This is a genomic window from Flectobacillus rivi (assembly GCF_030056655.1).
GTDB lineage: Bacteria > Bacteroidota > Bacteroidia > Cytophagales > Spirosomataceae > Flectobacillus > Flectobacillus rivi.
On the sequence record NZ_JASHIE010000013.1, the window covers coordinates 142,496 to 167,299 of the forward strand.

The 24,804-nt window shown below is 37.6% G+C and carries 15 protein-coding genes; 9 read left to right on the plus strand and 6 right to left on the minus strand.

Annotated elements, in window-relative coordinates:
• Positions 1 to 2: 2 nt before the first annotated feature.
• From QM481_RS18365 to QM481_RS18385, 5 genes are all read left to right on the plus strand, one after another.
• Positions 3 to 1,553, plus strand: coding sequence for a sodium:solute symporter family protein (locus tag QM481_RS18365; protein ID WP_166550775.1), 1,551 nt, complete (start codon positions 3 to 5; stop codon positions 1,551 to 1,553).
• Positions 1,554 to 1,584: 31 nt separating this feature from the next.
• On the plus strand, positions 1,585 to 4,365 hold the full coding sequence (locus tag QM481_RS18370) for a glycoside hydrolase family 95 protein (protein WP_283382815.1): 2,781 nt from the start codon (positions 1,585 to 1,587) through the stop codon (positions 4,363 to 4,365).
• 582 nt (positions 4,366 to 4,947) lie between these two features.
• Complete coding sequence (locus QM481_RS18375) at positions 4,948 to 8,403, plus strand: malectin domain-containing carbohydrate-binding protein (RefSeq protein WP_283382816.1); 3,456 nt, start codon at positions 4,948 to 4,950, stop codon at positions 8,401 to 8,403.
• 166 nt (positions 8,404 to 8,569) lie between these two features.
• Entirely contained in the window at positions 8,570 to 10,132 is a 1,563-nt protein-coding gene (locus QM481_RS18380) for a sodium:solute symporter family protein (RefSeq protein ID WP_283382817.1), read from the plus strand.
• 33 nt (positions 10,133 to 10,165) lie between these two features.
• Positions 10,166 to 11,098, plus strand: a complete 933-nt coding sequence (locus QM481_RS18385) for a dihydrodipicolinate synthase family protein (protein WP_283382818.1) — start codon at positions 10,166 to 10,168, stop codon at positions 11,096 to 11,098.
• A 90-nt stretch (positions 11,099 to 11,188) separates the two neighbouring features.
• Here the strand turns inward: QM481_RS18385 and QM481_RS18390 are convergent, their stop codons facing one another.
• Positions 11,189 to 12,058 carry an AraC family transcriptional regulator gene (locus QM481_RS18390; RefSeq protein WP_166550770.1) on the minus strand — a complete coding sequence of 290 codons (870 nt, stop codon included), beginning with the start codon at positions 12,056 to 12,058 and terminating at the stop codon, positions 11,189 to 11,191.
• Between the two features lie 577 nt (positions 12,059 to 12,635).
• Between QM481_RS18390 and QM481_RS18395 the strand changes: the two genes are divergently transcribed.
• The 3 genes from QM481_RS18395 (at position 12,636) to QM481_RS18405 (ending at position 18,588) form a co-directional block, all read left to right on the plus strand.
• Positions 12,636 to 13,343 carry a DUF3826 domain-containing protein gene (locus QM481_RS18395; protein WP_166550769.1) on the plus strand — a complete coding sequence of 236 codons (708 nt, stop codon included), beginning with the start codon at positions 12,636 to 12,638 and terminating at the stop codon, positions 13,341 to 13,343.
• Between the two features lie 83 nt (positions 13,344 to 13,426).
• Positions 13,427 to 16,699: a SusC/RagA family TonB-linked outer membrane protein gene (locus QM481_RS18400; RefSeq protein WP_283382819.1), complete on the plus strand. Its 3,273-nt coding sequence runs from the start codon at positions 13,427 to 13,429 to the stop codon at positions 16,697 to 16,699.
• A gap of 59 nt (positions 16,700 to 16,758) precedes the next feature.
• Positions 16,759 to 18,588, plus strand: a complete 1,830-nt coding sequence (locus tag QM481_RS18405; protein ID WP_283382820.1) for a RagB/SusD family nutrient uptake outer membrane protein — start codon at positions 16,759 to 16,761, stop codon at positions 18,586 to 18,588.
• A 155-nt stretch (positions 18,589 to 18,743) separates the two neighbouring features.
• On the opposite strand, the gene QM481_RS18410 is transcribed toward QM481_RS18405, so the two are convergent.
• Positions 18,744 to 19,661, minus strand: coding sequence for a bestrophin family protein (locus QM481_RS18410; protein WP_283382821.1), 918 nt, complete (start codon positions 19,659 to 19,661; stop codon positions 18,744 to 18,746).
• Positions 19,662 to 19,931: 270 nt separating this feature from the next.
• Here QM481_RS18410 and QM481_RS18415 point away from each other — a divergent pair, with 270 nt between their 5' ends.
• Complete coding sequence (locus tag QM481_RS18415) at positions 19,932 to 20,483, plus strand: pyridoxamine 5'-phosphate oxidase family protein (protein WP_283382822.1); 552 nt, start codon at positions 19,932 to 19,934, stop codon at positions 20,481 to 20,483.
• A gap of 210 nt (positions 20,484 to 20,693) precedes the next feature.
• Here the strand turns inward: QM481_RS18415 and QM481_RS18420 are convergent, their stop codons facing one another.
• The 4 genes from QM481_RS18420 to QM481_RS18435 all read right to left on the minus strand — a co-directional run bounded on the left by QM481_RS18420 (position 20,694) and on the right by QM481_RS18435 (position 24,797).
• A complete protein-coding gene (locus QM481_RS18420; RefSeq protein ID WP_283382823.1) occupies positions 20,694 to 21,806 on the minus strand; it encodes a glycoside hydrolase family protein in 1,113 nt (370 codons plus the stop codon).
• Between the two features lie 17 nt (positions 21,807 to 21,823).
• Complete coding sequence (locus QM481_RS18425; RefSeq protein ID WP_283382824.1) at positions 21,824 to 23,086, minus strand: bile acid:sodium symporter family protein; 1,263 nt, start codon at positions 23,084 to 23,086, stop codon at positions 21,824 to 21,826.
• Positions 23,087 to 23,095: 9 nt separating this feature from the next.
• Positions 23,096 to 23,758, minus strand: a complete 663-nt coding sequence (locus QM481_RS18430; RefSeq protein WP_166550762.1) for an aspartate/glutamate racemase family protein — start codon at positions 23,756 to 23,758, stop codon at positions 23,096 to 23,098.
• Positions 23,759 to 23,885: 127 nt separating this feature from the next.
• Positions 23,886 to 24,797, minus strand: coding sequence for a glycoside hydrolase family 43 protein (locus QM481_RS18435; protein WP_283382825.1), 912 nt, complete (start codon positions 24,795 to 24,797; stop codon positions 23,886 to 23,888).
• Positions 24,798 to 24,804: the final 7 nt, after the last annotated feature.

Below are 24,804 nucleotides of genomic sequence, written 5' to 3' on the forward strand. Positions count from 1 at the left end.
CCATGAACCATACATTACATGCCATTGACTATGGCATTATTTTGTTTTTTTTAGGATTGACGTTATACTTCGGTTTTATTTTCGCCAACAAACAAAAAACAACTCAAAACTATTTTCTTGCGAAAGGTAAAGTACCTTCTTGGGCCATTGGTATGTCCTTGCTGGCTACACTTATCAGTAGTGTAACTTTTTTGGGATACCCAGGCGAAGGTTATTCTTCCAACTGGATTTTATTGGTACAAGGCTTGATGGTTCCCATTGTTTTATTAGGAACAATATGGTTTATCGTGCCTATTTTCAGAAAAGTCATTGGACTCAGTACTTACGAATATTTCGAGAAACGCTTCGGACGTTTTGCTCGTTATTATAGCTCCTCTTCATTTATCCTTCGTCAATTTTCGGGCATGGGAACGGTATTGTTCCTGATGGCAATTGCATTGGGTAATCTTACGGGACAATCTCCTTTACTAATCATGCTGGTGATTGGCGGAATTATCATTTTGGTCAATCTCAAAGGTGGTATTGAGGCCGTAATTTGGCTCGACGTATTTCAAGGTTTTATGCTGTTAGCCAGTGGTATTACCTGTCTGGTCGTTTTATTATATTCTATCAAAGGTGGTTTTTCAGAAGCTTGGCAGATTGCCTCTAGCAAAGGTCATACAGGCTTTGGACCTTATGAACTAGATTTAAGCAAATTGACTTTTATCGTGATGGTAATCAATGGAAGTTTTTATGCTATTCAAAAATATGGGACAGACCAAACTGTTGTTCAGAGATATCTAACCGCCAAAACTGACCGTCAAGCTATCAGAGCCTCACTTATGGGTATTTTCTTAACTGTACCTGTTTGGATGATGTTTATGTTTATTGGAACGCTACTTTTTGTATTTTACCAACAAAATCCACTTCCTGAAAAGGTACAAGCTGACGCTGTATTTCCTTATTTCATGATGACTCAATTACCAACAGGCGTGGTAGGCTTTATTCTTTCTGCCCTAATATCAGCAGCGATTTGTAGTCTAAGTGCCGATCTAAATTCATTGGCTGCCGTGGGCGTAGAAGATTATTATAAAGTATTGCGTCCCAACCAAAGCGATGAAAGTTATTTGAAAGCCAGTAAATGGATTGTTGTTCTTTCAGGAGTCATTACCCTTCTTATTGGCGCTCTATATCTGAGCACTGGCAGCGAAGGAGTACTTGGAATTGTATTCACACTTTACGCAATATTTTCAGGAGGAATAGTTGGTATTTTCTTGTTAGGTTTACTCAGTAGTCGTGCCAATACACAAGGAGTAAATATTGGTATTTTTGTCTGTATTCTCTTTACTGCCTATGCTTTTTTGACGTCTACTCAAATTGGATTAGGTGACCAGAAATCATTACTATTAGATTTGGGAGCGTACAATTTCCCACACCATAAACTCATGTTGGGCGTTTATAGTCACCTGATTGTGATTGTAGTAGGATATGTGGCAAGTCTATTTTTTCCAGCACCTAACTGTGATAGAAATTTATTGCTAAAAGGTTGGTTTGAGGATAGAAAGAAAAAATAATACCATAATCAATTCTCTGAACTTAAAGCTTATGAAAAAGCTATCTTTCTTGCTTTTGGGTGTATTTTTTGCCCATATTCTTAGTGCTCAAAATTATCAATTATGGTACGATAAACCTGCTCAGAAATGGACAGATGCTTTGCCATTAGGTAATGGGCGTATTGGAGCAATGGTTTTTGCAAATCCTTCCCAAGAGCGCATTCAATTCAATGAAGAAACACTTTGGACTGGAGAACCTCGTGAGTATAATCGAAAAGATGCCTATCAATATTTGGGGCAAATTCGTCAGTTATTACAAGAAGGAAAACAAAAAGAAGCAGAGGCTTTAGCCGAAAAGCAGTTCATGGGGCTCAAAAGCAATGAAGGCAAGCGAGAAACTTGGATTGCAGATATGTTGGCTTTGAAAGGAATATCTGGAAATCCTTCACAATTAAACTTTGATGACTCTTCATGGAAAACGATGACTGTGCCATCCTATGAAGGTTGGGAAGCGGTCGGCTATGAGGGGCTCGATGGAGCTGTTTGGTTTAGAACAACGATTGATATTCCAGCAGGTTGGGAAAATCAAACGCTCGTATTGGATTTGAATCGCATCCGAGATTATGATTATACCTATATCAACGGAAAGTTGATTGGTAGTTCACAGCATACAGAAGGGCGTAAATATCAAATTCCTGTCAATACTTTACACGTAGGAAAAAACTTGATAGCGATTCAAGTATTGAACTTTTCCGATAAAGGAGGTATAGCAGGCTACAAAGATACTTCTCGCCATATTGGTATATATCCTGTGGGTCAAGAGGATAAAAAAATCTCGTTGAATGGTCAATGGAAATACTTTATTCAAAGCGATGAAGCGCCAGCAGTAGGCAAATATCAAGCAGATTACCAACCATTTGGTGATTTGTATATCAATCTTCTGCATGGAAAAGAATATCAAAACTATCGTCGCTCTCTTAATTTAGCGACTGCTGAATCACAAACTGAATATTCTGTTGACAATGTAGTTTTTAAAAGAGAGTATCTGGTAAGTCAACCTCATCAGGTGCTAGCATTGAGACTTTCTGTCAACAAAGCTCATCAAATCAACTTAGAGAGTTTTTTGACAAGTCCACACAAAAACTATAGCTTTAAATCTCTCGGTAATAATACTTGGGAGTTGTCGGTCAGGGTTCGAAATGGCGCCTTATTTGGAAAAGCCTATTTACAAATCCAGCAAAAAAATGGCTCAGTAGAGGAGCAAGCAGGTAAAATCGTCATTAAAGGAGCAGATGAAGTCGTTTTTTATTTGACCGCTGCCACCAATTTTATCAATTATCAAAATATTTCAGGAAACCCTCAAAAGCGTTGCGAGGAAGTTTTTAGCAAACTAAAAGGAATATCTTACGAGCAAATTCGAAAGGCACATCAAGCTGAGTATCAAAAATATTACAAACGTTTTGCCATTGAGTTAGGTCAGGATGCCAAAAGTCATTTACCTACGGATGTTCGTTTAGCGAATTTTGGCAAAGACAATGACCCATCTTTCGCAGCATTATATGTACAATACGGACGCTATTTATTGATTTCGGCTTCACGAGCAGGAACACAACCTTCTAATTTACAAGGTATTTGGAATGATTTGTTGGCTCCACCTTGGGGAAGTAAGTACACTACCAATATCAATGCCGAAATGAACTATTGGCCTGCGGGTGTTTTGAACCTTATTCCTACTCAACAACCTCTGATACAAATGATTACAGATTTGTATAAAGCTGGTCAAACTACCGCAAAAAATTATTATAATGCTCGTGGTTGGGTGGTTCATCACAATACAGATTTATGGCGAGGAACAGCCCCTATCAATGCCTCAAACCACGGTATTTGGGTGAGTGGTGCAGGATGGTTGAGTCAGCATTTGTGGGAACATTATCAGTACACGCAGGATAAAGAGTTTTTAAGAAAAACGGCTTATCCTATCATGAAATCGGCTTCAGAATTTTTTGTAGATTTTTTGGTAAAAGATCCTAAAACGGGTTGGCTTATCAGTACGCCTTCTAATTCACCAGAACAAGGTGGATTGGTAGCTGGACCAAGCATGGATCATCAGATTATCAGAGAGTTATACAAGAATACGATTAAAGCCTCGCAAATTTTAGGGCTAGACAATGCCTTTGCTGATACACTGAGCCAACAATACAAACAAATAGCGCCCAATCAAATTGGCAAGCATGGGCAATTGCAGGAATGGCTACAAGATTTGGACGATCCAAAAAATAATCACCGCCATGTTTCACACCTTTGGGGCGTACACCCAGGCCATGATATTGGTTGGGACATCGACTCGACGATGATGAAAGCCGCTCGACAATCACTTATTTATCGTGGTGACGAAGGTACAGGTTGGAGTTTGGCTTGGAAAATTAATTTCTGGGCAAGATTTCATGAGGGCGAGCACGCTTTACAATTAGTCAAAATGTTACTCAGACCGGCCACAAGTGCAGGAGGTTCATACTTAAACCTATTTGATGCCCATCCACCGTTCCAAATAGATGGCAATTTTGGTGGTGCAGCGGGTATTGCCGAAATGCTTATCCAAAGCCAAACAGATATTATTGAGTTATTACCTGCCTTACCCAAAGACTGGTCAGAAGGGAAAGTAAAAGGCATACAAGCTAGGGGAGGGTATATCTTGAGTTATGCTTGGAAGAATGGTAAAATCACAGAATTGAGCATTACAAGTAAGGAGTCTACCACCTGCAAAATAAGAATTAATCAGGTTGTACATACCCTCAAGCTACAGTCTAATAAGCCCTACCTCATCGAATTTTAAACTTTTCTAGTCAATAAGTAAGTAAAGAGACGTTATTAGTCAACAGTATATCTGTTATTGTAAGATAATCATAATCAAAAGGTTACACTCAATTTTTTACCTTTGAGATACTATTGATTTAATCTTTCCTGCTACTTAGGGAAACGTTATTAGTTAATAGTCTGATTACTGGACAAAATGAGAAAGTGTGATACAGGAGTATCGACTTTTTCACTGATTTTTTTAAAACAGTTTTAAACTGTTTTAAAAATGAGTCCAAGACTAAGTCTTGAACTAGTAAATGGGCTTTGGAAAAATGCATGTTTGTGGTTTTTAAATACATTTAACACTCTGTGCCTTGTGCCTGTTGCCTTATGCCTAAACACATAACTTAAATCTTATTTTGCTTGATTACTTACTTCTGAAACTTACTGTTAACACGAGATATTTTCATAAAAGTATCTCGTGTTAATTTTGTACAATACTTTGAAAAAATCTTACCGAAAAAGTCGCATTTACCTACCTATTTTTGTACAATAATTCTGATAAAATTCATTTTACCGATATTTACCTATGTTCACCAGAAGAAGGTATTGTACAATCTTGATATTCTTTCTAGGATTCTTATTTTCTGCAAAAGCACAAAGACAAGATATTTCCCTCAATGACAACTGGCTAACCACCATTCATGAATCCAACATTCATGCGTATGATGGATTTGAGAAAAACACGTTTGCAACTCAATCTTGGAAATCTGTACAAGTACCTCATAACTGGGATCAATACGACGGTTATCGCCGTTTGACACATGGCAACAAACATGGATACGCATGGTATCGTAAAAGTTTCACCGTCAATTCTTCTCATAAAAACAAGCGCTATTTTCTTTATTTTGAAGGTGTTGGCTCCTATGCAACTGTTTGGCTCAATGGAAAATTACTAGGCACACATGCGGGTGGGCGTACTACCTTCCAACTAGATGCCACAAACTATATTTTACTCAATAATCAAGAAAATATTCTGGCAGTACGCGCCGATCATCCTGCCGAAATCCAAGATTTACCTTGGGTCTGTGGTGGATGCAGTACCGAACGAGGTTTTTCTGAAGGCTCACAACCGATGGGGATTTTTCGTCCTGTGCATTTATTGATTACAGAACCTATTCGAATAGCTCCCTTCGGCATTCATATTTGGAATGACACGACAATCACAACACAAAAAGCTCAACTCTATGGCTCGGTAGAAATACAAAATCTAAGTACTAAAAAATCTTCTATTAAAATCGTTCATGAATTACGAAACCAAGATAATCAACTGATTGTCAGCAGTAACAATATTTATTCTCTTTCAGCCAAAACAACAGAGACCATTCCTATTTCTTTGCCAAGTATTACCAATCCTAAACTTTGGTCGCCAGAACAGCCCCATTTATATCAAATGGTGACAAAAATTTATGAAAATGGAAAACTATTAGATATCCAACAGACCTCTTATGGTATCCGAGTTATCACATGGTTAAAAAGACCGAATGGACAAAAGCAATTATTAGTAAATGGTAAACCATTCTTTATCAATGGCATAGCCGAATACGAGCATCTTTTGGGCAATAGCCATGCCTTTAGTGCAGAGCAAATTAAGACTAGAGTTGGCATGGTAAAAGCTGCTGGATTCAATGCTTTTAGAGATGCTCATCAACCTCATAACTTGCGCTATCAAGACTATTGGGATAAAGATGGGATTTTATGGTGGCCACAAATGGCAGCACATATTTGGTATGATTCGCCAGCGTTTCGACAAAATTTTAAGGCTCTATTAAAAGATTGGGTTAGAGAACGCAGAAACAGTCCTTCCATTATTCTTTGGGGACTCGAAAATGAAAGTACTTTGCCTGAGGATTTTGCCAAAGAATGTACCCAAATTATTCGAGAATTAGACCCAACAGCTTCTATCCAACGATTGGTGACAACCTGTAATGGAGGCAAAGGCACCGATTGGGATGTGCCTCAAAACTGGACAGGAACTTATGGTGGTGATCCAGCCAAATATGCAGAAGATCTTGAAAGACAAGTACTCGTAGGAGAATATGGCGCATGGAGAACGGTAGACTTACACCAAGAAAAACCCCAAGCAGGAATATTTAGCGAAGAAGCCATCGGAGAATTAATACAGCTAAAACTTCGCTTGGCCGAAGCTGCCAAACAAAATTCCGTAGGGCATTTCTTCTGGCTATTGACCTCTCACGATAACCCTGGGCGTGTTCAAAGTGGAGAAGCATTGCGCGAATTAGACAGAATCGGTCCCGTAAATTATAAAGGCTTATTAACCCCATGGGAAGAGCCAGCCGATATATTTTATTTATTTAGAGCGACTTATGCTCCAGCTAAAACCCAACCGATGGTCTATATTGTCTCTCACACTTGGCCTGATCGTTGGACTCAAACGGGCATAAAATCAGGGATAAAAGTGTATTCCAATTGTGACGAAGTCGAATTGTTTAACGACCTAAATATTTCGTTAGGAAAACAAAAAAGAGGTAAAGAGAGCGTATTTACTTGGAACAATGTTGCGATTCAATACAATGTGCTAATTGCAAAAGGCTACGTAAATGAGAAAAAAGTGGCAGAAGATGTAGTGCAATTGCATCATTTACCAATAGCTCCTGCTTGGTCTGCTCAAAAGAGTCTAACAAAAAGCATTATTACCCATAACCCACAAAAACACTATCTCTACCGTGTCAATTGTGGGGGCGATTCCTATACAGACAGAAACAAATCCTCATGGCTAGCAGACCAAGCAAAAACACCTCAAAATAAATGGGGGTACATTTCTTGGGCGAATGATTTTGAAGGTATTCCTAAAGCTTATGCAAGTCAAAGGAGAACATTTGACCCGATCACAAATACCACAGACGATGAATTATTCCAGAGTTTTAGATATGGGCGAGATAAACTTTCCTATCAATTTGCCCTACCAGACGGTCATTATGAAGTAGAATTATATTTTATCGAGCCGTGGCATGGCACAGGTGGTGGTTATGACTATTCGGGTTGGCGTTTGTTCGACGTGGCTTTTAACGGTAAAACTGTTCTCAAAAATTTGGATATCTGGAAAGAAGTAGGGCATGATGCAGTGTTGAAAAAAACAATTCCATTTCAAGTAAAAGGAGGAAAGCTAAACATTTCTTTCCCACAAATCGCCTCAGGACAAGCCATTATTTCGGCTATTGCAATTGCTAGTACTGAGAAGAAAAGTACCTTTTCTACAAGTTCAAATACTTTGATTTCGTCAGCAAAAACTATCAAAACTTGGCTAGATACTGGCAAACCACTTTTTAAAGATTCACAAGAAAATTATGTGGGTTTACCACCAGTTTTATACGGGGCAGAATACCTATTTTCTGAAAAAAGTGAAAAATTGTACAAACTTGCTCTGAATGAGATAGGAGATATTTACGTCGGAATAGATTCTACAAATGCATTACCAAAGACTTTAGAGGCATTTGAAAATACCCAAAGTTATATTCAAAGTACCCAAAAAGTATATCGAGTTTTTAAGAAAAGAGTTCAAGCCAAAACAGAAGTAGAATTAAATTTCAATGCTATTGATGCTGAACCACTCATTTTTGCCTTGCCAGCAAGTACTTTGCAACCACCATTTGACCTAAAAACTACGACAACCTATAAGGCTACCGAAGCCAAAGGAATAGGAGAGGGGATCAAAAAAATGGCTTTCTTGGGCAAAGAACGCATGAGTATTGTCAAAAAAGGTCAAAATTCGATTCAATGGACTATTTCTACTGGCGTTGCTGATACCTATTCTTTAACTATCAAATACCATAATCCTACAACTGAAACGATTTATGGAAAACTAAACATTAGTCTGATTGATGGCACCATTATCAAAAGTGATGAAAGGGTTGCTCTAGTTCCAACCAAAACAGGCAAATGGAATTATGTAAGTACCACAACAGGCACAATGATTAATGCAGGAAAATATCATATTGTTCTAGAATTAGATGACGCAACAGAACTTCATTTGGATGCCTTGGACATCCAGTAAGATATATGCTAATATCGTATAATTTAATATAAAAATACTATAAATTTTACTAGATAAAGTACTATAATTTTGTATCAGCCTCCAAGGGGAGAAAGAGAAAAAGTAGGGCGGAGCGTTAGTGACATAGTGAGACCTTTTAACTTTATGAAAATAATCTCAATACACTATGAACCACCAAAGCTTACCGCTTGTGGATATCTCTCTGATTATCATCTATTTATTGGGAATGATAGCAGTAGGATACCATTTTTCGAAAAAGAACCAAAACGCAGAACAATTTACTAAGGCATCGGGGAGTATCCCTGGCTGGGCAATAGGAGCTTCAATTTATGCCACTTTTTTGAGTAGTAATACCTTTTTAGGGGTACCGGGCAAAGCTTATGCAGGCAATTGGAATGCATTTGTATTCAGTTTGTCTATGCCCTTAGCAGCTTGGGTAGCATCCAAATATTTTATACCATTTTATCGAGGAACAGGTGAAATATCAGCCTATACCAATCTCGAAAAAAGGTTTGGTGCATGGGCAAGAACGTACGCTGTAGTGTGCTTTTTGCTAACACAATTAGCCCGAATGGGTTCTATCTTTTTCGGAATAGCACTTAGTTTACAAGCACTTACAGGCTATTCGATGGAAATAATTATGTGGGTGATGGGTATTTGCATCATTGTATATACAGTGTTAGGAGGTATCGAGGCTGTGATTTGGACAGAAGTAGCGCAGGCATTTATCAAAACTTTTGGCGCCTTATTGATTCTATACTTAATCATAAAGGATATGCCCGAGGGGACACAACAAGTAATCGAAATCGGCACAACAGAAAATAAATTTAGCTTGGGTTCTTTGAATTGGGATTTTACTAGTTCAACTTTCTGGGTGGTTTTGTTTTATGGTTTTTTAATAAATCTGAACAATTTTGGGATGGACCAAAACTACATTCAGCGTTATCATACTACCACCTCGGAAAGCGAAGCTCGAAAATCCCTCTGGATGTGCGTTTGGATGTATATTCCAGCATCCTTGCTTTTTTTCATTATTGGCTCAAGTTTATATGCCTACTATGAGGTTCATCCTGAATTATTGAATCAACTCAAATTGGAAGTTGTCAAAGCTAAATTTCCCAATCTGAGTTCTTCTGAGTTAGTAGCCCAGGCGGCTCAACTCAAAGTAGAAGATTATGGAGATAAGGTAATGCCACATTTTATGGTTCACAAAATCCCTGTTGGATTGATGGGACTCATTATCTCGGCATTATTGTCTGCTGCTATGAGTACCATTAGCTCTGGCATGAATGCCTCAGCCACAGTGTTTTCAATAGACATTTACCAACGATATTTTGTCAAAGAGATAAGCGACAAAAGTAGCTTACGTATATTACATACGTCAACGGTTATTTTCGGCTTTTTAGGACTAGCCTCGGGGATGGCTATGATTGGTGTCAAAAGCATTTTAGATATATGGTGGCAACTATCAGGTCTATTTGCCGCAGGTATGTTAGGTTTATTTTTACTAGGATTATTTAGTAAAAAAGCAACTAATCAGGCTGCCATTATTGCTACACTAATAGGATTAGTTGTTATTTGTTGGGTCACATTCTCTGACATCTTACCAGCAGAATATGATGGATTAAAAAGTCATTTACATAAAAATATGAGTATTGTACTTGGTACAGTTACCCTATTCATCTCAGGAGTGATTGTCACTAAATTAATGGCCAAAAACGACTCATAATCAAGATATTAGCTTTTCAATTCCTCTACAGTTATGATTACTACCAAAAAAGGATTTATTCCAGTAATGTTAACGCCATTCCATGAAAATGGCGAGATAGATTTCGAAGGTCTTGGTCGACTGACAGAGTTTTATGTAGAAGCTGGAGCAAGTGGTCTATTTGCCAATTGTTTGTCTAGTGAAATGTTTGAACTTACTGAAAATGAACGCCTTCAAGTAATCAAACAAACTATAAAGAGTGCGTCAGGGTTACCGGTAGTAGCCACAGGAAGTTTTGGCAATAGCTTACAAGAGCAAGCTGATTTTGTCAAAAAAGTATATGATACTGGCACTGATGCAGTGATTATCTTGGCAAACGCCATTGCCGAAAGTCATGAGACTGACGAGGTTTTTGAAGACAGAATGATGGCTTTATTAGACTTAACTGAAAACATTCCCCTAGGGCTTTACGAATGTCCAGTACCCTACAAGCGATTGGTTTCAGCAGACATTTTGTCGAGACTAAGTCGCACAGGAAGAGTCATTTATCATAAAGATACTTGCTTAGATATTGAGCAAATAAAGGCTAAAATCAAAGCTACAGAAGGGCAAAATTTTGGACTTTATGATGCATACATGGTTCATGCTGTGGATTCTCTAAAGGCAGGGAGTGCTGGTTTGTCTTGTATTCAAGGCAATTATTTCCCTAAATTAATCGTCTGGTTATGTGACAATTATAATAAAGAGGAGCTTTCGTCCGAAATACAAAAAGTACAAGACTTTTTAGTGAAACAAATGGATGTCATGCATCAGGTTTATCCAACTGTTTCTAAACTATTTTTACAAAAAAGAAATTTTCAGATTTCGACATTCACACGACGTAACGTAGGGAAGATCAGCCCTTCAGTCGCAAACGATATTGAGACTTTGTATCTGGCATACAAGGACTTACAAGATACTATACCTTTACAGGAGATAGTTTGTTAATTAATTTGGGATGGAATCCCCCGCAATAGTTTTACTAGCGGGGGATTTTTTTTGGCTCTTAAATATTCTTTCGTTGCTGTAAGCCAACAGTTATTTCTTATGATATTTTCGCTTATACTCCAGCGGTGTAATACCCATTACTTTTTTGAAATGTCTATAGAAATTCGACACATTATTGAATCCACAGTCAAAGCAAATCACCTCTGTAGGTAGCTTATCCTCAACCAAAGCCCTACAGGCGTGTGAAATACGGATTTCAATCAAGAAATCATAGTAGGTCTTCTTGGTCATGAGCTTAAAGTATCTACAAAACGATGTGACGCTCAGGTTACTAATTGCAGCAATTTCTTCAAGGGTAATATCCTTTTTATAGTTCATCAAAGTATAATTACACACCTTATTCAATCGGAGTGTATCCGACTCGTTCGACTGGTAAAAAGCTTGTCCACCCGCAATGGTTTCGAACTCATCACTTTCTGCCAAAAGATGCAAAATAGAAATGAGCAAAGAGATACGCTCTAAGTTTTTGGCCTGCGCAATTTTTACCATCAGCTCAGTCAGGCGTTCTCGGGTTTCGCCAATAATAACCATGCCGCTTTTGGCCTTATCATACAATTTTGGGAGCAAATATGCCTCTGGTAATCCAAGCAAATATTTTCCAAGACAATCAGGCAAAAATTGTATAACCACAGCCTCTACGTCGAGGTCATTATCAGGATAAAAATACTCCTCTTTACAACGCCAAGTATGAGGTAAGTTTTCGCCCACCAACACAATCTCACCATGCGAAAAGTTGCTGATATTATCACCAATAAAACGAACCCCTTCGCCTCTGATAATATAGTGCAACTCTAGCTCAGGGTGATAATGCCAGATGCCTCCAAAGTTAGGTCGAACGTCGTGTCTGACACTAAAGGAGCTTTCTAGCTTAACAGGAACTTTCTGGAAAAGTGGTTTCATAACTCAATATTATCAAAAAAATAGGACTATTCTTTTATTTCTACTTTCTCTAAAAAACGTTCTACTATCAAAAATTTTGTACAATATATTCAAATATGATGATTCCAATTTATTATATGACAATATTCTACACTAAGTTGGTAAAAAAATGCATAAAAATAGGACTTTATATAGTGAAATTTGAATCGTAGAAACAACACAATTTTACTTGTATAAAAGAATATTACCAAATTATATAACTAACGTAATATAAAAAAAGTATAAAGTTGTCATTACTTGTCTTGATTGAAACTTATAATAAATTAATAATCAATTACTTAACCACTAAAAAATTACAAGTACCAGTAAATCAATGTGTCAAAATAACACTTATCATAGTTCTCAGAAATCAGGTTTTGAACAAGTAGAGTGCAATTCCATGATATTATGATAAAAGACTACAATAGATAGCCTAAAAAAATTAGAAAATAGCAATATTTTATCAAAAAGCACTGCTAATAAATCATAATTATACAGACTGTCGAAAAGTGTTAAAAAAAAAATTCAATACCAACATAACAGATAAACGTACCTTATAATGTTCCAATTCAGATTTCTCTCGATTACCTCTTTGCTATTAGGATTTGTATTGTTTGGAAATGCGCAAAACATTCAAGATGCTTCTGCAAAAGAAGCCGCATATACCAAAGCAATTACAGAAAGAGCTGATAAGATTGTACAGAAGCTTGATGTGAAAAAAGAAAAGAAAGCACTCAAGGTAAGAGACTTAATTGCCAATCAATATCGTAATCTCAACGACATCCATGAGCAAAAAAAGAATAGCATCTTAGCGCTCAAAGGAAATACTTCTTTAAGTAAGGAACAGCTAACAGCGGAAATTCAAAAAGTAGAGCAAAAAACAGACGCTGATCAAAACACCTTACATGAAAAGTATCTTAAATCTCTTTCAAAGGAATTATCAGACACTCAGGTAGAAGCAGTAAAAGACGGTATGACTTACAATGTATTACCTAACACTTACAGAGCTTATCAAGAAATGCTTCCTGATTTGACTAAAGACCAAAAGAAACAAATTTTGGATTATTTAACAGAAGCAAGAGAGCATGCAATGGATGCCGAATCATCAGAAAAAAAACACGCTTGGTTCGGAAAATACAAAGGCAAAATCAATAATTATCTTTCGGCTCAAGGAGTAGATATGAAAAAGGCAGGGCAAGAGTGGGAGAAGAAAATCAAAGCTGCCGAATCAGCTAAAAAGGAAGCAAGTAAAACCTCTGGACAATAATAATTAGGAAAACTCAAAGTAACTCGAACGCAAGTCGAAAACGTACAAACACTATTAGTACTCAATTTAATGTAAGGAAAAATATGACATTTCATTTACAACCACAATTTGGCAAACGTAAAGGCACTAAACTTACCTGTACTTTGCTATTAGCAGCCCAATTCATTGCGGGAGCTCCTTTTTTGGAGGCAGCTCAAGCTTCAAATCCTGCATTGGGTTCTGCCGTTAAGACTAGTAATGCAGACCACACAGTGACAGGTTCTGTAAAGGACAGTGAAGGCGCACCATTGGCAGGTGTAACAATTCGTATCAAAAACAGCAAAACAGGTACAACCACTAAAGCTGATGGTACATTTACACTTAATGCCCCAACTGGCAAAGAAACGCTAATTATTAGCTCGATTGGATATAAAACACAGGAAGTTTCAGTTGCAGATCGTAAAATCGTTAATGTCATTTTAGTTAGCGAAACTTCTTCTTTGGATGAAGTAGTAGTGGTGGGATATGGTCAGCAGAAGAAAATTCACTTGACTGGTGCAGTTGCTCAAATCGATATGAAGTCAATTGAAGACCTCCCTGTAGGTAGCTTGTCAGCGGCTTTGACAGCCCAACAACCTGGGGTTGGTGTTTCTGGTGGTTTTGCTCGTCCTGGCGATCCAGCTTCTATCACTATTCGTAACCCTACCTTACTATCAAAAGATGGAGGTACTCTTCGACCGTTGTATGTAATTGATAATATAATTCGTTCTGAAGATGACTTCAACACGTTAGATCAATCAGAAGTTGAAAATATCTCTATCTTAAAAGATGCTGCTGCTGCTGTATATGGTGCTAGAGGAGCTTACGGGGTAATTGTAGTCACAACAAAACGTGGTAAAACAGGTGCTCCAAAAATTTCTTACAGTACTTCAATTGGTCGTTCAGATGCTCAATTGCCATCAATGATGAATGGATACCAATTGGCAACTTACATCAATGATTATAACATGAATACAGCTGACAAATCGGTGTTGTATTCACAAGATGAATTAGACTACTACAAAGCCAATAGCCAATCTTGGTTAGACCAAGCTTGGAAAGCCTCTTATGTGACAAGACATGCACTGAATGTAAGTGGTGGAAACGAAAAAGCTACCTACTTTGCTGGCGTTACTTATAACCAACAAAATGGTAATTTTGATAAAATTAACTTTGACCGTTGGACATTCCGTGCCAGTGCAGATGTGAAGGTTTCGAAAAATGTAAGGGCTGGATTAGGTTTATCAGGTGACTTGTCAACCAAAGATCGCTACTTGTTGAAACAAGGTGGTACTGATAACGAAAAAGATTACAAATCGTTGTTATACGCAGCTCCATTCAAGCCAGCTTATTACAATGGTTATCCAGTAAACTTGAGTGGTACAGGAAGTACTACTGAAAACTTCCACTTCTTCGAAGCTCAGAAGTCAAATAACTACTTGTTATCTAAAAATACGGGTATGAACTTAAACGTATATTTAGAATATGAAGCGCCATTCTTGAAAGGCTTGAAAGCGAAAGTAACGTACAACCGTAACTTAGAAAATACTTGGGGTAAAGAATTTGGTACAAAATACAACTTGTATAACTTCAGCATGTTGGGTACCAATAAGCATATTGTAGGTGGTACTGTTCTTCCAACACCTGTTACAGTAAGCAACAGTAACCGTATTTATTATGCACCAGGTTACTCAGACGTTTACCAATTAAATGGATACTTAACGTTTGACCGTACATTCGGAAAACATAGCATTTCAGCATTAGCATTGGTAGAGCAATCTGAAACATATTCAGATGGTATTACTTCTTATCTTGATAACCTAGTTGATGGCGCTCTTGACAATGCAGGATATGCTCTAGGTGGTACAACCTCTGGCGCTGGTGTTGGTACTATTGCAGAAGCAGAAGCAGAAACTGGTCGTTTGTCGTATGTAGGTCGTTTGAACTATGCTTATGCCAACAAATACCTTGTTGAATTTACAGTTCGTCGTGATGCTTCTACCAACTTTGCTCCGGAAAATCGCTGGGGAACCTTCCCATCATTGTCATTGGGTTGGGTTATTTCAGAAGAACCATTCTTCAAAAACAATGTACGTTGGGTAGATCAATTAAAAGTAAGAATATCGGGTGGTTTGACAGGTATGGATAACACCAGAGCCTATAACTGGTTGAAAAGTTACAACTTGATTCAAACAGGTAATGGTCCTGTATTTGGAGGAAACCTTGACCGCGCAGGTATCTTACGTTTAAAAAATGCTATGCCAAACAGAGATGTATCATGGGATGATGATACTAAATTGAACGGAGGTATCGATGCGTCGTTCTTGAGAAATCGCTTAAATCTAACGATTGATGGATTCTACGATCATCGTTATAATATGTTAAGCTCTTTAGTCTCTTCGGTTCCTTTAACTGTTGGAGCAACATTACCTTCTGAAAACTTCTCAACTGTAGACGGATTTGGAACTGAGATATCACTGGGATGGACTAATAAAATTAATCAAGATTGGTCTTACAAGGTACGTGGATTTATGTCATGGAGTGATAATAAGCAAGTGAAAGTAGACGTAGATAAAGGTATCATCGGTACATTTAAAGACCCATCTGGAAGATCTACAGATATGGGTGTATTAGGATTGAAAAGTATGGGAATGCTACGTACTCAAGCTGATGTAGATGCTCTATTGGCTAAATACCCTAATTACACCATCTATGGTACTAAGCCAGCAGTGGGTATGTTGTATTACGATGACATTAGAGGTGCAAAAAGTACAACACCTGATGCTAATGGTAACTATACTTACGCAGCGCCAGATGGTAAAATCGATGATAACGATTTACAATATTTAACAAATAAAAAAGACAACCACTACGGTTTTGGGTTCAATTTCTCAACAACATACAAAAGATTATCATTCTCTTTTGCTTTGGGTGGTTCGTTTGGTGGACAAGATTTGCTAGAATCAGGTGCAAGAAGCTGGGGTACTTCAGCTCAAGTTACAGCTAAAACAAACTTGCCAATCAACTTAGTAGATCACTGGACGGTGGATAATCCTAACGCTATGTATCCTGCTCCTGCTTATCGTGCACAAAATGGATATGATTCTGATTTCTGGTTTGTAAGTTCATTCAATATGTCGGTGCGTACGTTGAACATTTCGTATGATATTCCTCAATCTATTACAGAAAAGTTGAATATCAACGGTGCTAGAATTTACTTGACAGCGACAAACCCACTTAACCTTTATAACCCATACAGCTACAAGCAATACTCTGGAGCATTTGATGTGTATCCTACACTTCGTACATTCTCAGCTGGTATTAACTTGAATTTGTAATCGTTTCAGACGTTGGACAGGTCAACTTCGGTTGACCATTTCAAAAAAAACTAAGAATAATGAAAAAGAAATATATTTTATGGACGGCACTTTGCTCAATGTTCGCATTAGCTAGTTGTGAGAGTGTACTTGATAAAACAGACTTAGGAGCGGCAGACCCAGATTTAGTATCAGGAGACTCGGTATTGGCCAATCTTTCTTTGAACTATATCTACAACCAAAACCTTCCTGATTGGGGTGGTTACACAACTATCAGTGGTTTGGGAAGTAGTACTTATACAGAAGAATCATACAATCAGGGTTCTTCTCAAAATAAATATTTAGAAGGGGCTATTGCAGAAAATGATGTAACAGATTTTGGTACAGCGTTGAACGCAACAAACAACTACGGTAAAATCCGTACTATCAACTCATTCATTTCGGATTTGCAACAAAATCCAAAAATGGATGCAGGTGCCAAAAATCGTCTTTTAGCTCAAGCTTACTTCTTCAGAGCATGGCGTTATTTTGAATTAGTAAAACTTTATGGCGGTGTTCCATTAGTACTAACTCCTCAAAATGCAGTTGGTATCGAAAATCGTGAGGCTACATTTTTACCTAGAAATACTACGTCACAATGTGTGAAACAAATCTCTGCTGATTTAGATTCTGCGGCAAAATACCTTCCTGCTACATGGGCAAGCCCAGCAGCAAACTGGGGTCGTATTACAAAAGGTGGCGCTTTGGCATTAAAAGGTCGCTTGTTGTTATATGCAGCTTCTCCACAGTTTAACCCAACTGACGTAAACACTAAATGGCAAGCTTCTTATGACGCTAACAAAGCGGCGTATGATGCCTTGACTGCCAATGGTTCTAAATTGATTGCTGATTATGCAAAAATTTGGTTTACTGAGTCTGGCAATACAGAAGCTGTTTTTGTAACTGGTTATAACATTTCTGTAGGGGATCAACAAAGAAGAAACAGTGGTTGGGAAGCATCAAACCGTCCTAAATACTCAACTGTATCGGGAGGTGGTTCAAATCTTCCTTCTTGGGATATGGTAAAAGCTTACCCAATGAAAGATGGTAAAAAACCTGGCGATTCAAAATATGCTTATTCTGATTTATTGTTCTTCAAAGATCGTGATCCTCGTTTTGAGAAAACTATCGCTTACAACGGTTGTACTTGGCCTATGAGCAATGTACCAAACAACAGACTTTGGACATACTATGCAGCTGGTAAAAGTGTTGAAAATGGTGGTGTGAACTTTAGCTTTACAGGTTTCTATTGTAAAAAAGCCTTGCAAACCTCTGATGTAGCGGGTTCAACTCTTGATCAATCAAATACAATTTATTCAGGAACTGACTGGCAAGAAATTCGCTTTGCAGAAGTGATGTTAAACTATGCAGAGTCTGCTGCTGGTGTTGGCAAATTAGATGAAGCTTATACACAACTTATTAATATTCGTAAGCGTGCAGGTATCGAAGCTGGTTCAGACAACCTATATGGTTTGAAAGCCAATATGTCTCGTGCCGAAATGTTCAAAGCTATTTTGGATGAAAGACAAGTTGAATTTGCTTTTGAAGGAAAACGTTTCTGGGATTTACGTCGTTGGAGATTATTGGAATCAACGTTGAATGGTTCAAAAGGTACAAAAGTGCAAATCAACTTGAAAACTACAGGTGTTCCTGCTGACTTTGCTACTTCTCGTGATGGTATGAAATTAGAAGATGTTTATACTAATTATTTCACCATTGCATTAACACCAAATGCTTTGATGAGCCGTACAGCCATCAACTATTTACCAAAATATTATTTCTTCGCTATTCCAACTTCAGCCATTGATAATAACCCATTATTGAAACAAAATGATGGTTGGACAAACGGAGCGTTTAACCCATTAGAGTAAGATTATTTCGTGATTTAATCACTAATGATACAATTTATTACTTTAGCATAATCGTCTGAAATTATTAAAAGCTGTTCTCGTTTGAGGACAGCTTTTTTTTATAAAATATTGTCTAGTCTTGAAATAGCAATACATAACAAACCCTTCATTAATTTTTAATCCAAAATATATCCATCCAACTGAGGTTGCGAAGGAATAGGTTCTCCAATCATTTCAGACAATGTTGTTTCAATGGTAAGACACATCGCGTTGAGTGGTAAATCATTTGGTTCTGTCCCAAATGGTTCTTCTAACTCATCAGCAATGGTTTCAAAAGCTACGAAAGTGTAAGCAATAAAAACAGTGATAATAGGAGTAAGCCAACCCAAACTATCCACCAAACCAAATGGCAAAAAGAAACAATACAAATAGACGGTTCTATGCAAAAGCACACCATAAGTATAAGGTATTGGAGTGGAATGAATTCTTTCACAACCACCAACTATGGCCGATAACTGGTTCAAATTTGCATCTATTGCCATTTGCCCTATCGAATCTATTTTGCCTTCTAATTTGGCTTTTTTGACCCAATTCGCTAATTCATATTGCAGAAAAGTTGGTTTAAAACCAATAGTTTTACTTCTTTCAAAAGCCTCCGAAGATAGCCTTTTTTGCAAATCAGTATCCGAGTTAGTATGGCGAAGTTGATGTTTTAAGGCATACGAAAATGCTATCAAAAGATTAGCAAACTCTTTAATTTGTGGACTCTTATTATCGTAAGTTGTTAAACTCAACGCTTGTCTCAAGAGTGAACGAGAATCAATAACTAGCGCACCCCAGAGCTTTCGACCCTCCCAAAATCTATCATAACTAGCGTTGTTTCTAAAACCTAAGAACAAAGCAATAGCCAATCCAAACAAAGTAAAGGGGGCAGGGTTTAAAGGGACTTTATAATGATATAGCGTACCATTAAAATAAACGATGACCATAGAGAAAACCAGCAATAAGCTCAAGCGAGGGACCAGCTGCGGTAAAACTGAACCATGCCATATAAACAGCATATAGAACCAAGACTTTTTCTTCCGTTGAATCATAACTTTAATTTTTAGAAATCTTCAAAATTCGTGTGTAAATCGCGCCAAAGATAGAATAATTCAAAAAGAGAAGCAATCTCAAAGGAATATACCAATAGTTTTAGGGCGTTTGTTATAGAAAACTCAAATCTTGGTAGAAATAAAATAGTAATATTGTTTTCAAATTCATCAGATGATATGATGAATAAACAACTATTACCAACTTTAAAAATAAAACCTACACCAATCCACCAAAGCTTAACACTTTACATATTTAAATCCTAAACAACTATGGGTACTTTTTCAAATACCATCACATCTGCTCACAAAAAATTCGTCGACAAACAGCATATGTTTTTTGTCAGCACAGCCCCGCTAAATTCTGAGGGTCATGTCAACTTATCGCCTAAAGGGCTTGACTGTTTCCGATTTCTCTCTGATACAGAGGTAGGATACATGGACTTGATTAGTAGTGGAAATGAGACATCTGCACACATTCTGGAAAACGGAAGAATTACGTTGATGTTTTGTTCTTTTGAAGGTCCTCCAAGCATATTAAGGCTGTACGGAAAAGCTATAACTGTATTACCTGAAACTGAACTTTGGGATAAATATGCACCACATTTTACCATTCACCCGAGCACTCGTCAACTCATTGTGGCAGACATCAGTTTAGTCCAAACGTCTTGCGGTTGGGGTGTACCTTTGTATGACTATGTAGGAGAACGTGATACTCATTTTAAGTGGGCAGATAAATTAGGTCAGGACGGACTGCAAGAATATGTTAAAGAAAATAATTTAGTCAGTCTAGATGGTTTGCCCACTAGCTTAGGTTTAAAATAGTCGTAGTAATTACGCTTATTATTTTATGAGAAATACTTTTAACTATTCACCTACAGCATAAAGCCTAGCGCTTAAAGCGGGTAAAATTGCAATAATCTTGCTCACCAATTAAAGTTGTATAAATTACCTTATGTTAAATACAAAATATGAAAACAAAAAGGCATACAAGAATCCTTGTATGCCTTACATATTCAACCTTAAGAAACTAATTTATGGCTTTTTAAGCTCCATGAATTTTACTTTACTTTTTCCAAAATCTTTAGAGGTCGCAACAGCAATACCTCTTTGGTCGCCTTTGTTTACTCCACAATAAAAGTGATATACCACACCTTTATACTTTAATACAAAAGATTTATGTGCATATAATTCATCGTACGCTTCAGACGATTGAACAAGGCTTTCACCATCCCAATCCGTCCAATGCAATAAATCTTTGGACACAGCAAAGCGATTGAAAGCACCTTTTCTATCTTTCCAAAATGCCCCAAAATAGAACATCACGTAGTTATCTCCTATCTTCTGAATTTGTGGATCACCTGTAATTCCTTGCGAATGATACACTAAAGGCTCTTCTTGTATTCTCTTCCATGAAACCATATCATCAGAAACTGCCATACCAATGCGTTCATACCAACGTGTCTTTTTGTTATTGACCGCCGAGTCACCATTAGCATTGTAGTACATCACAAACTCATGTCCTAAGTGCTTTTGTGGGTCTTGAATAACTGTGCTTTTGAATAATTTTCGATTTTCCCACCAACGAGTATCCTTATCTGTTGCGGTCAAAACAGGTTTTTCTAACCTTTGCCATTCATGTGCCTTATTTGGGTCATCGCTTGTGTATGCCATGCTAATTGATAAATCGCCAGCTTCATATCCAGCGGCATTCCCTCCAAAATAGGACATCCAATATTTTCCTTTATATGGTTTTAATTCATAACTACCACCCCAAGCCATATCTTGAAGCGCCATATAACCAGCTTTTTGATTTGCATCCCAAATCTTTGTTTTAGTGGTATCCGAAAAAGACATCAATCTTCCTTTCGAAGTCCAATTCAACAAATCTTTACTTTCTGCCAACCAAGTCTCATAGCCTCGACCGTTATAAATCAGGTAAGACATATACCATTTTTTGCCTTTTCGAAATACGGTCGGACAATCCATTTTATGCTCTGTATCTTCAGGGACAAGCACCAAACCATATTTATACGGTGTTTTTACTTCTTCATAAATGGCTTTCATTTCTTGAGAAGAAATAGATTTTTGCCCAAATGAAGCATAGCAAACTGAAAAAAACAGTAAAGCTAATAAACTCGTTTTCATACTCTTATTTATTAAATTTATTTATCAACTGCCCGTTTTCTCCAGAAATTTGCGAGAATAGAGCCAGAAATATTCATCCAAGGACTAAATACCGCTGCTGGCAAACCAACGGTTCCGAGCTTACCCATTGTACCTGCAAGTCCAGAAGCCATACCTCCATTTTGTAAGCCAACTTCAAAAGCAATCGTGCGAGCATCGGTTTTGCTCATACCAAAAAAGCGAGCTAACCAATACCCAAAAAAATATCCACTAGCATTGTGAATCACCGAAACAACAAAAAGTAAACCACCCACTTTCAACAAGTTATCTCGACCAGCAGCAGTAGTAACAGTAGTAAAATAAATGATTCCCATCATTGAAATATAGGGCATCCACGTATCCAGACGTGGCTCAAATGATGTTGCTCCATGATATAAAACTCCCATAACATAGGCCCCGAAAATAAAACCTGTTATTTCTAATGATTCTTTCAAAGTACCGTCTACAGCTCCATTTTTTATCAACAAGAAAATACCAATCATGATAAAAAGTAAAACTAGCGCAATAATACGTGACTTGTTTACTACAGAAGTATTCGCATTTTTCAAGTAATCATACAACAACGCCGCACCGATTGGAATCAAAACTATCTTGATAATTTCCATCATCATGCCTACAAAAGCGACCTGTATGAGTGTTCCTGCCAACAACTTCATGAGTAATGGCGTTAGAAATGGCGCTGCCAATGTTGCCATAGCCGTTACTACAACCGATAAAACTAGGTTTCCTTTTGCCAAATAAACCATTACATTCGACGCTAAACCAGAAGAGCACGAGCCAATCAAAATGATGCCAGCGGCAATTTCTGGGTCAAAATGAAAAATTCTTGTCAACAAAAAACCCATCAAAGGCATTACTGAAAAATGGCAAAATAAACCTACTAATACTCCTTTTCCTGTTGAACCAATTCCTGCAAAATCTTTTACCTTGATATGTGTCCCCATGCCAAACATCACAAATTGGATGATAATCAATATGAGGGTTTTGTCACGTAGGTTTACTCCACCCCAAGATTTGAAAGACTCTGGATAAAGCATTCCTGATAATACTGCTGTCATAATCCAAGCAGTATATTGGTAGTTTTTGAGGGCTTCTACCTCTTTGATTCCCAAAGCAAAACACACAATTGTAACTATCGCCAAAGGACAAAGTGCATCATGGCTTCCTGAAAACCAAAGGGCTATACCCGTTATTAACAGTAGGAAAGAAAGAATTAAACAGGTTTTAAAGACAACTTTCATAGTGGTGAGTTAGGATAAAGCTTGTTGAGAAGCCAAATATTCAATCGCAATTTGAGGACTTGAAAGAATAGGTACTTTCTTTTCGCTTGGGTTCAAATTAGCGACTACGCGAGCCATTGATGCCTGCGCCAAAACAATCACATCTACTTTAGAAGCTAATTGTTTGAGAACCTCCGTCACTTTTTGGTCATGTGTCGCGGCATCGCCACGCATTAGGGCATCAAATGCACCTTCGCACAAAACAGCCTCTAATTGAATTTTCTTACTCGCTACTTCAGCTCGACGAGAAATCAAATCCGCTGTCGGTTCAAGCGTTGAAGACAAAGTCGCAATCACACCTATACGAGTGCCCATAGCGACAGCCTTATCAGCCATTGGCTGATCAACTCTCAATACAGGGATATCCACTAAATGCTCCGACAATTCTACTGCTGGACCAATCGAAGAACAAGTTACTAATACTTGATCAGCGCCGCCCATTTGTGCAGACTCCACGTAGCCCACGACTTGTTTGGCAATCGTAGGGGTAAGCGAACCTGAAGCAATGATATTTTTTACTAAAAAGTCATCTACAATATTGAACACTTGTACGCCAGGCAAAAAAGCTTGACATAGCTCCTGAAATACAGGAATTAAAGTCGCCGATGTATGAACTAGGGCTAATTTTTTCATTGAGTAATAAGGTTATTTTGTGAGTTAAAAATCTATAAGTTTAAGAAATGATATTCATCAAACGCTATCAGGATTTGCATTTAGCAATCCGTATAATTCTGTAAATCATTTACTTATATATATTTCACTAGGGTTGCGACAAAAGGTTTTTTAAGACTTTTTTTGACACCTTCAGAATGGTCCCATGTTTATGCCCTTGCGGAACAGATACAATTTTCGAAACATCCTCAAATGTTTTAAAGTCTTTAGTACGCATAGCTTCATAGGTTTTGCTTTGGTACGAATCAAAGTAAATGAGGTACTCCTCTCCTACTCTGACTACCGAAGGTCCTTCCGTAAACTTCTTGGTAAATGGTTCCGAAACATTACTGAATTCGCCCGTAGCACTTTTTCCGAAAGCTACTTTAATGTTACGATTTGGACGAGTATTGTCTTTCAGTACCAATACGTAATCATCCTTTTTACGAGGAACGATTACTGCGTCAATAACACTAAAATTAGGATCTAGGAATAATCTACTTGGGGAGAATGTCTTGAAATCCTTTGTGGTAGTCACATACATTCGATGGTTGTTTTCCTCATCTTCTATCCCTTTCTCAAAACGCTTAGGAATACAGGAAGCCCAAATAATAACAAATTGTTTGGTTGCTTTATCATACAAAATCTCAGGTGCCCAAACATTAACCGTACTGGTTTCATTTGCCATGGCTGGAATAAATTGCTGTTCAGACCAATGAATCAAATCTTTAGATGATGCGTATCCAAAGCCCAAATCGCCTTTCCAGCTACTGGTCCAAACCAAGTGAAAAGTGCCATCAGGTCCTTGCGCGATAGACGGGTCACGCATGACTTTTTGCTTTCCGGTTGTGGGAGCCAGTAAAACCTTGTTGAGGTCTTTCCAATGATAAGCATCCTCGCTGTAAAGCATCCTCAAACCTTCATTAGCAGGTTCATGAAAAGAAGTAAAAATATAGGCTTCTTTTTTACAAGAACTTGATAATAAAGCAATTAATATTAAAAATATTCCAATTCGTTTCATGAGCTAA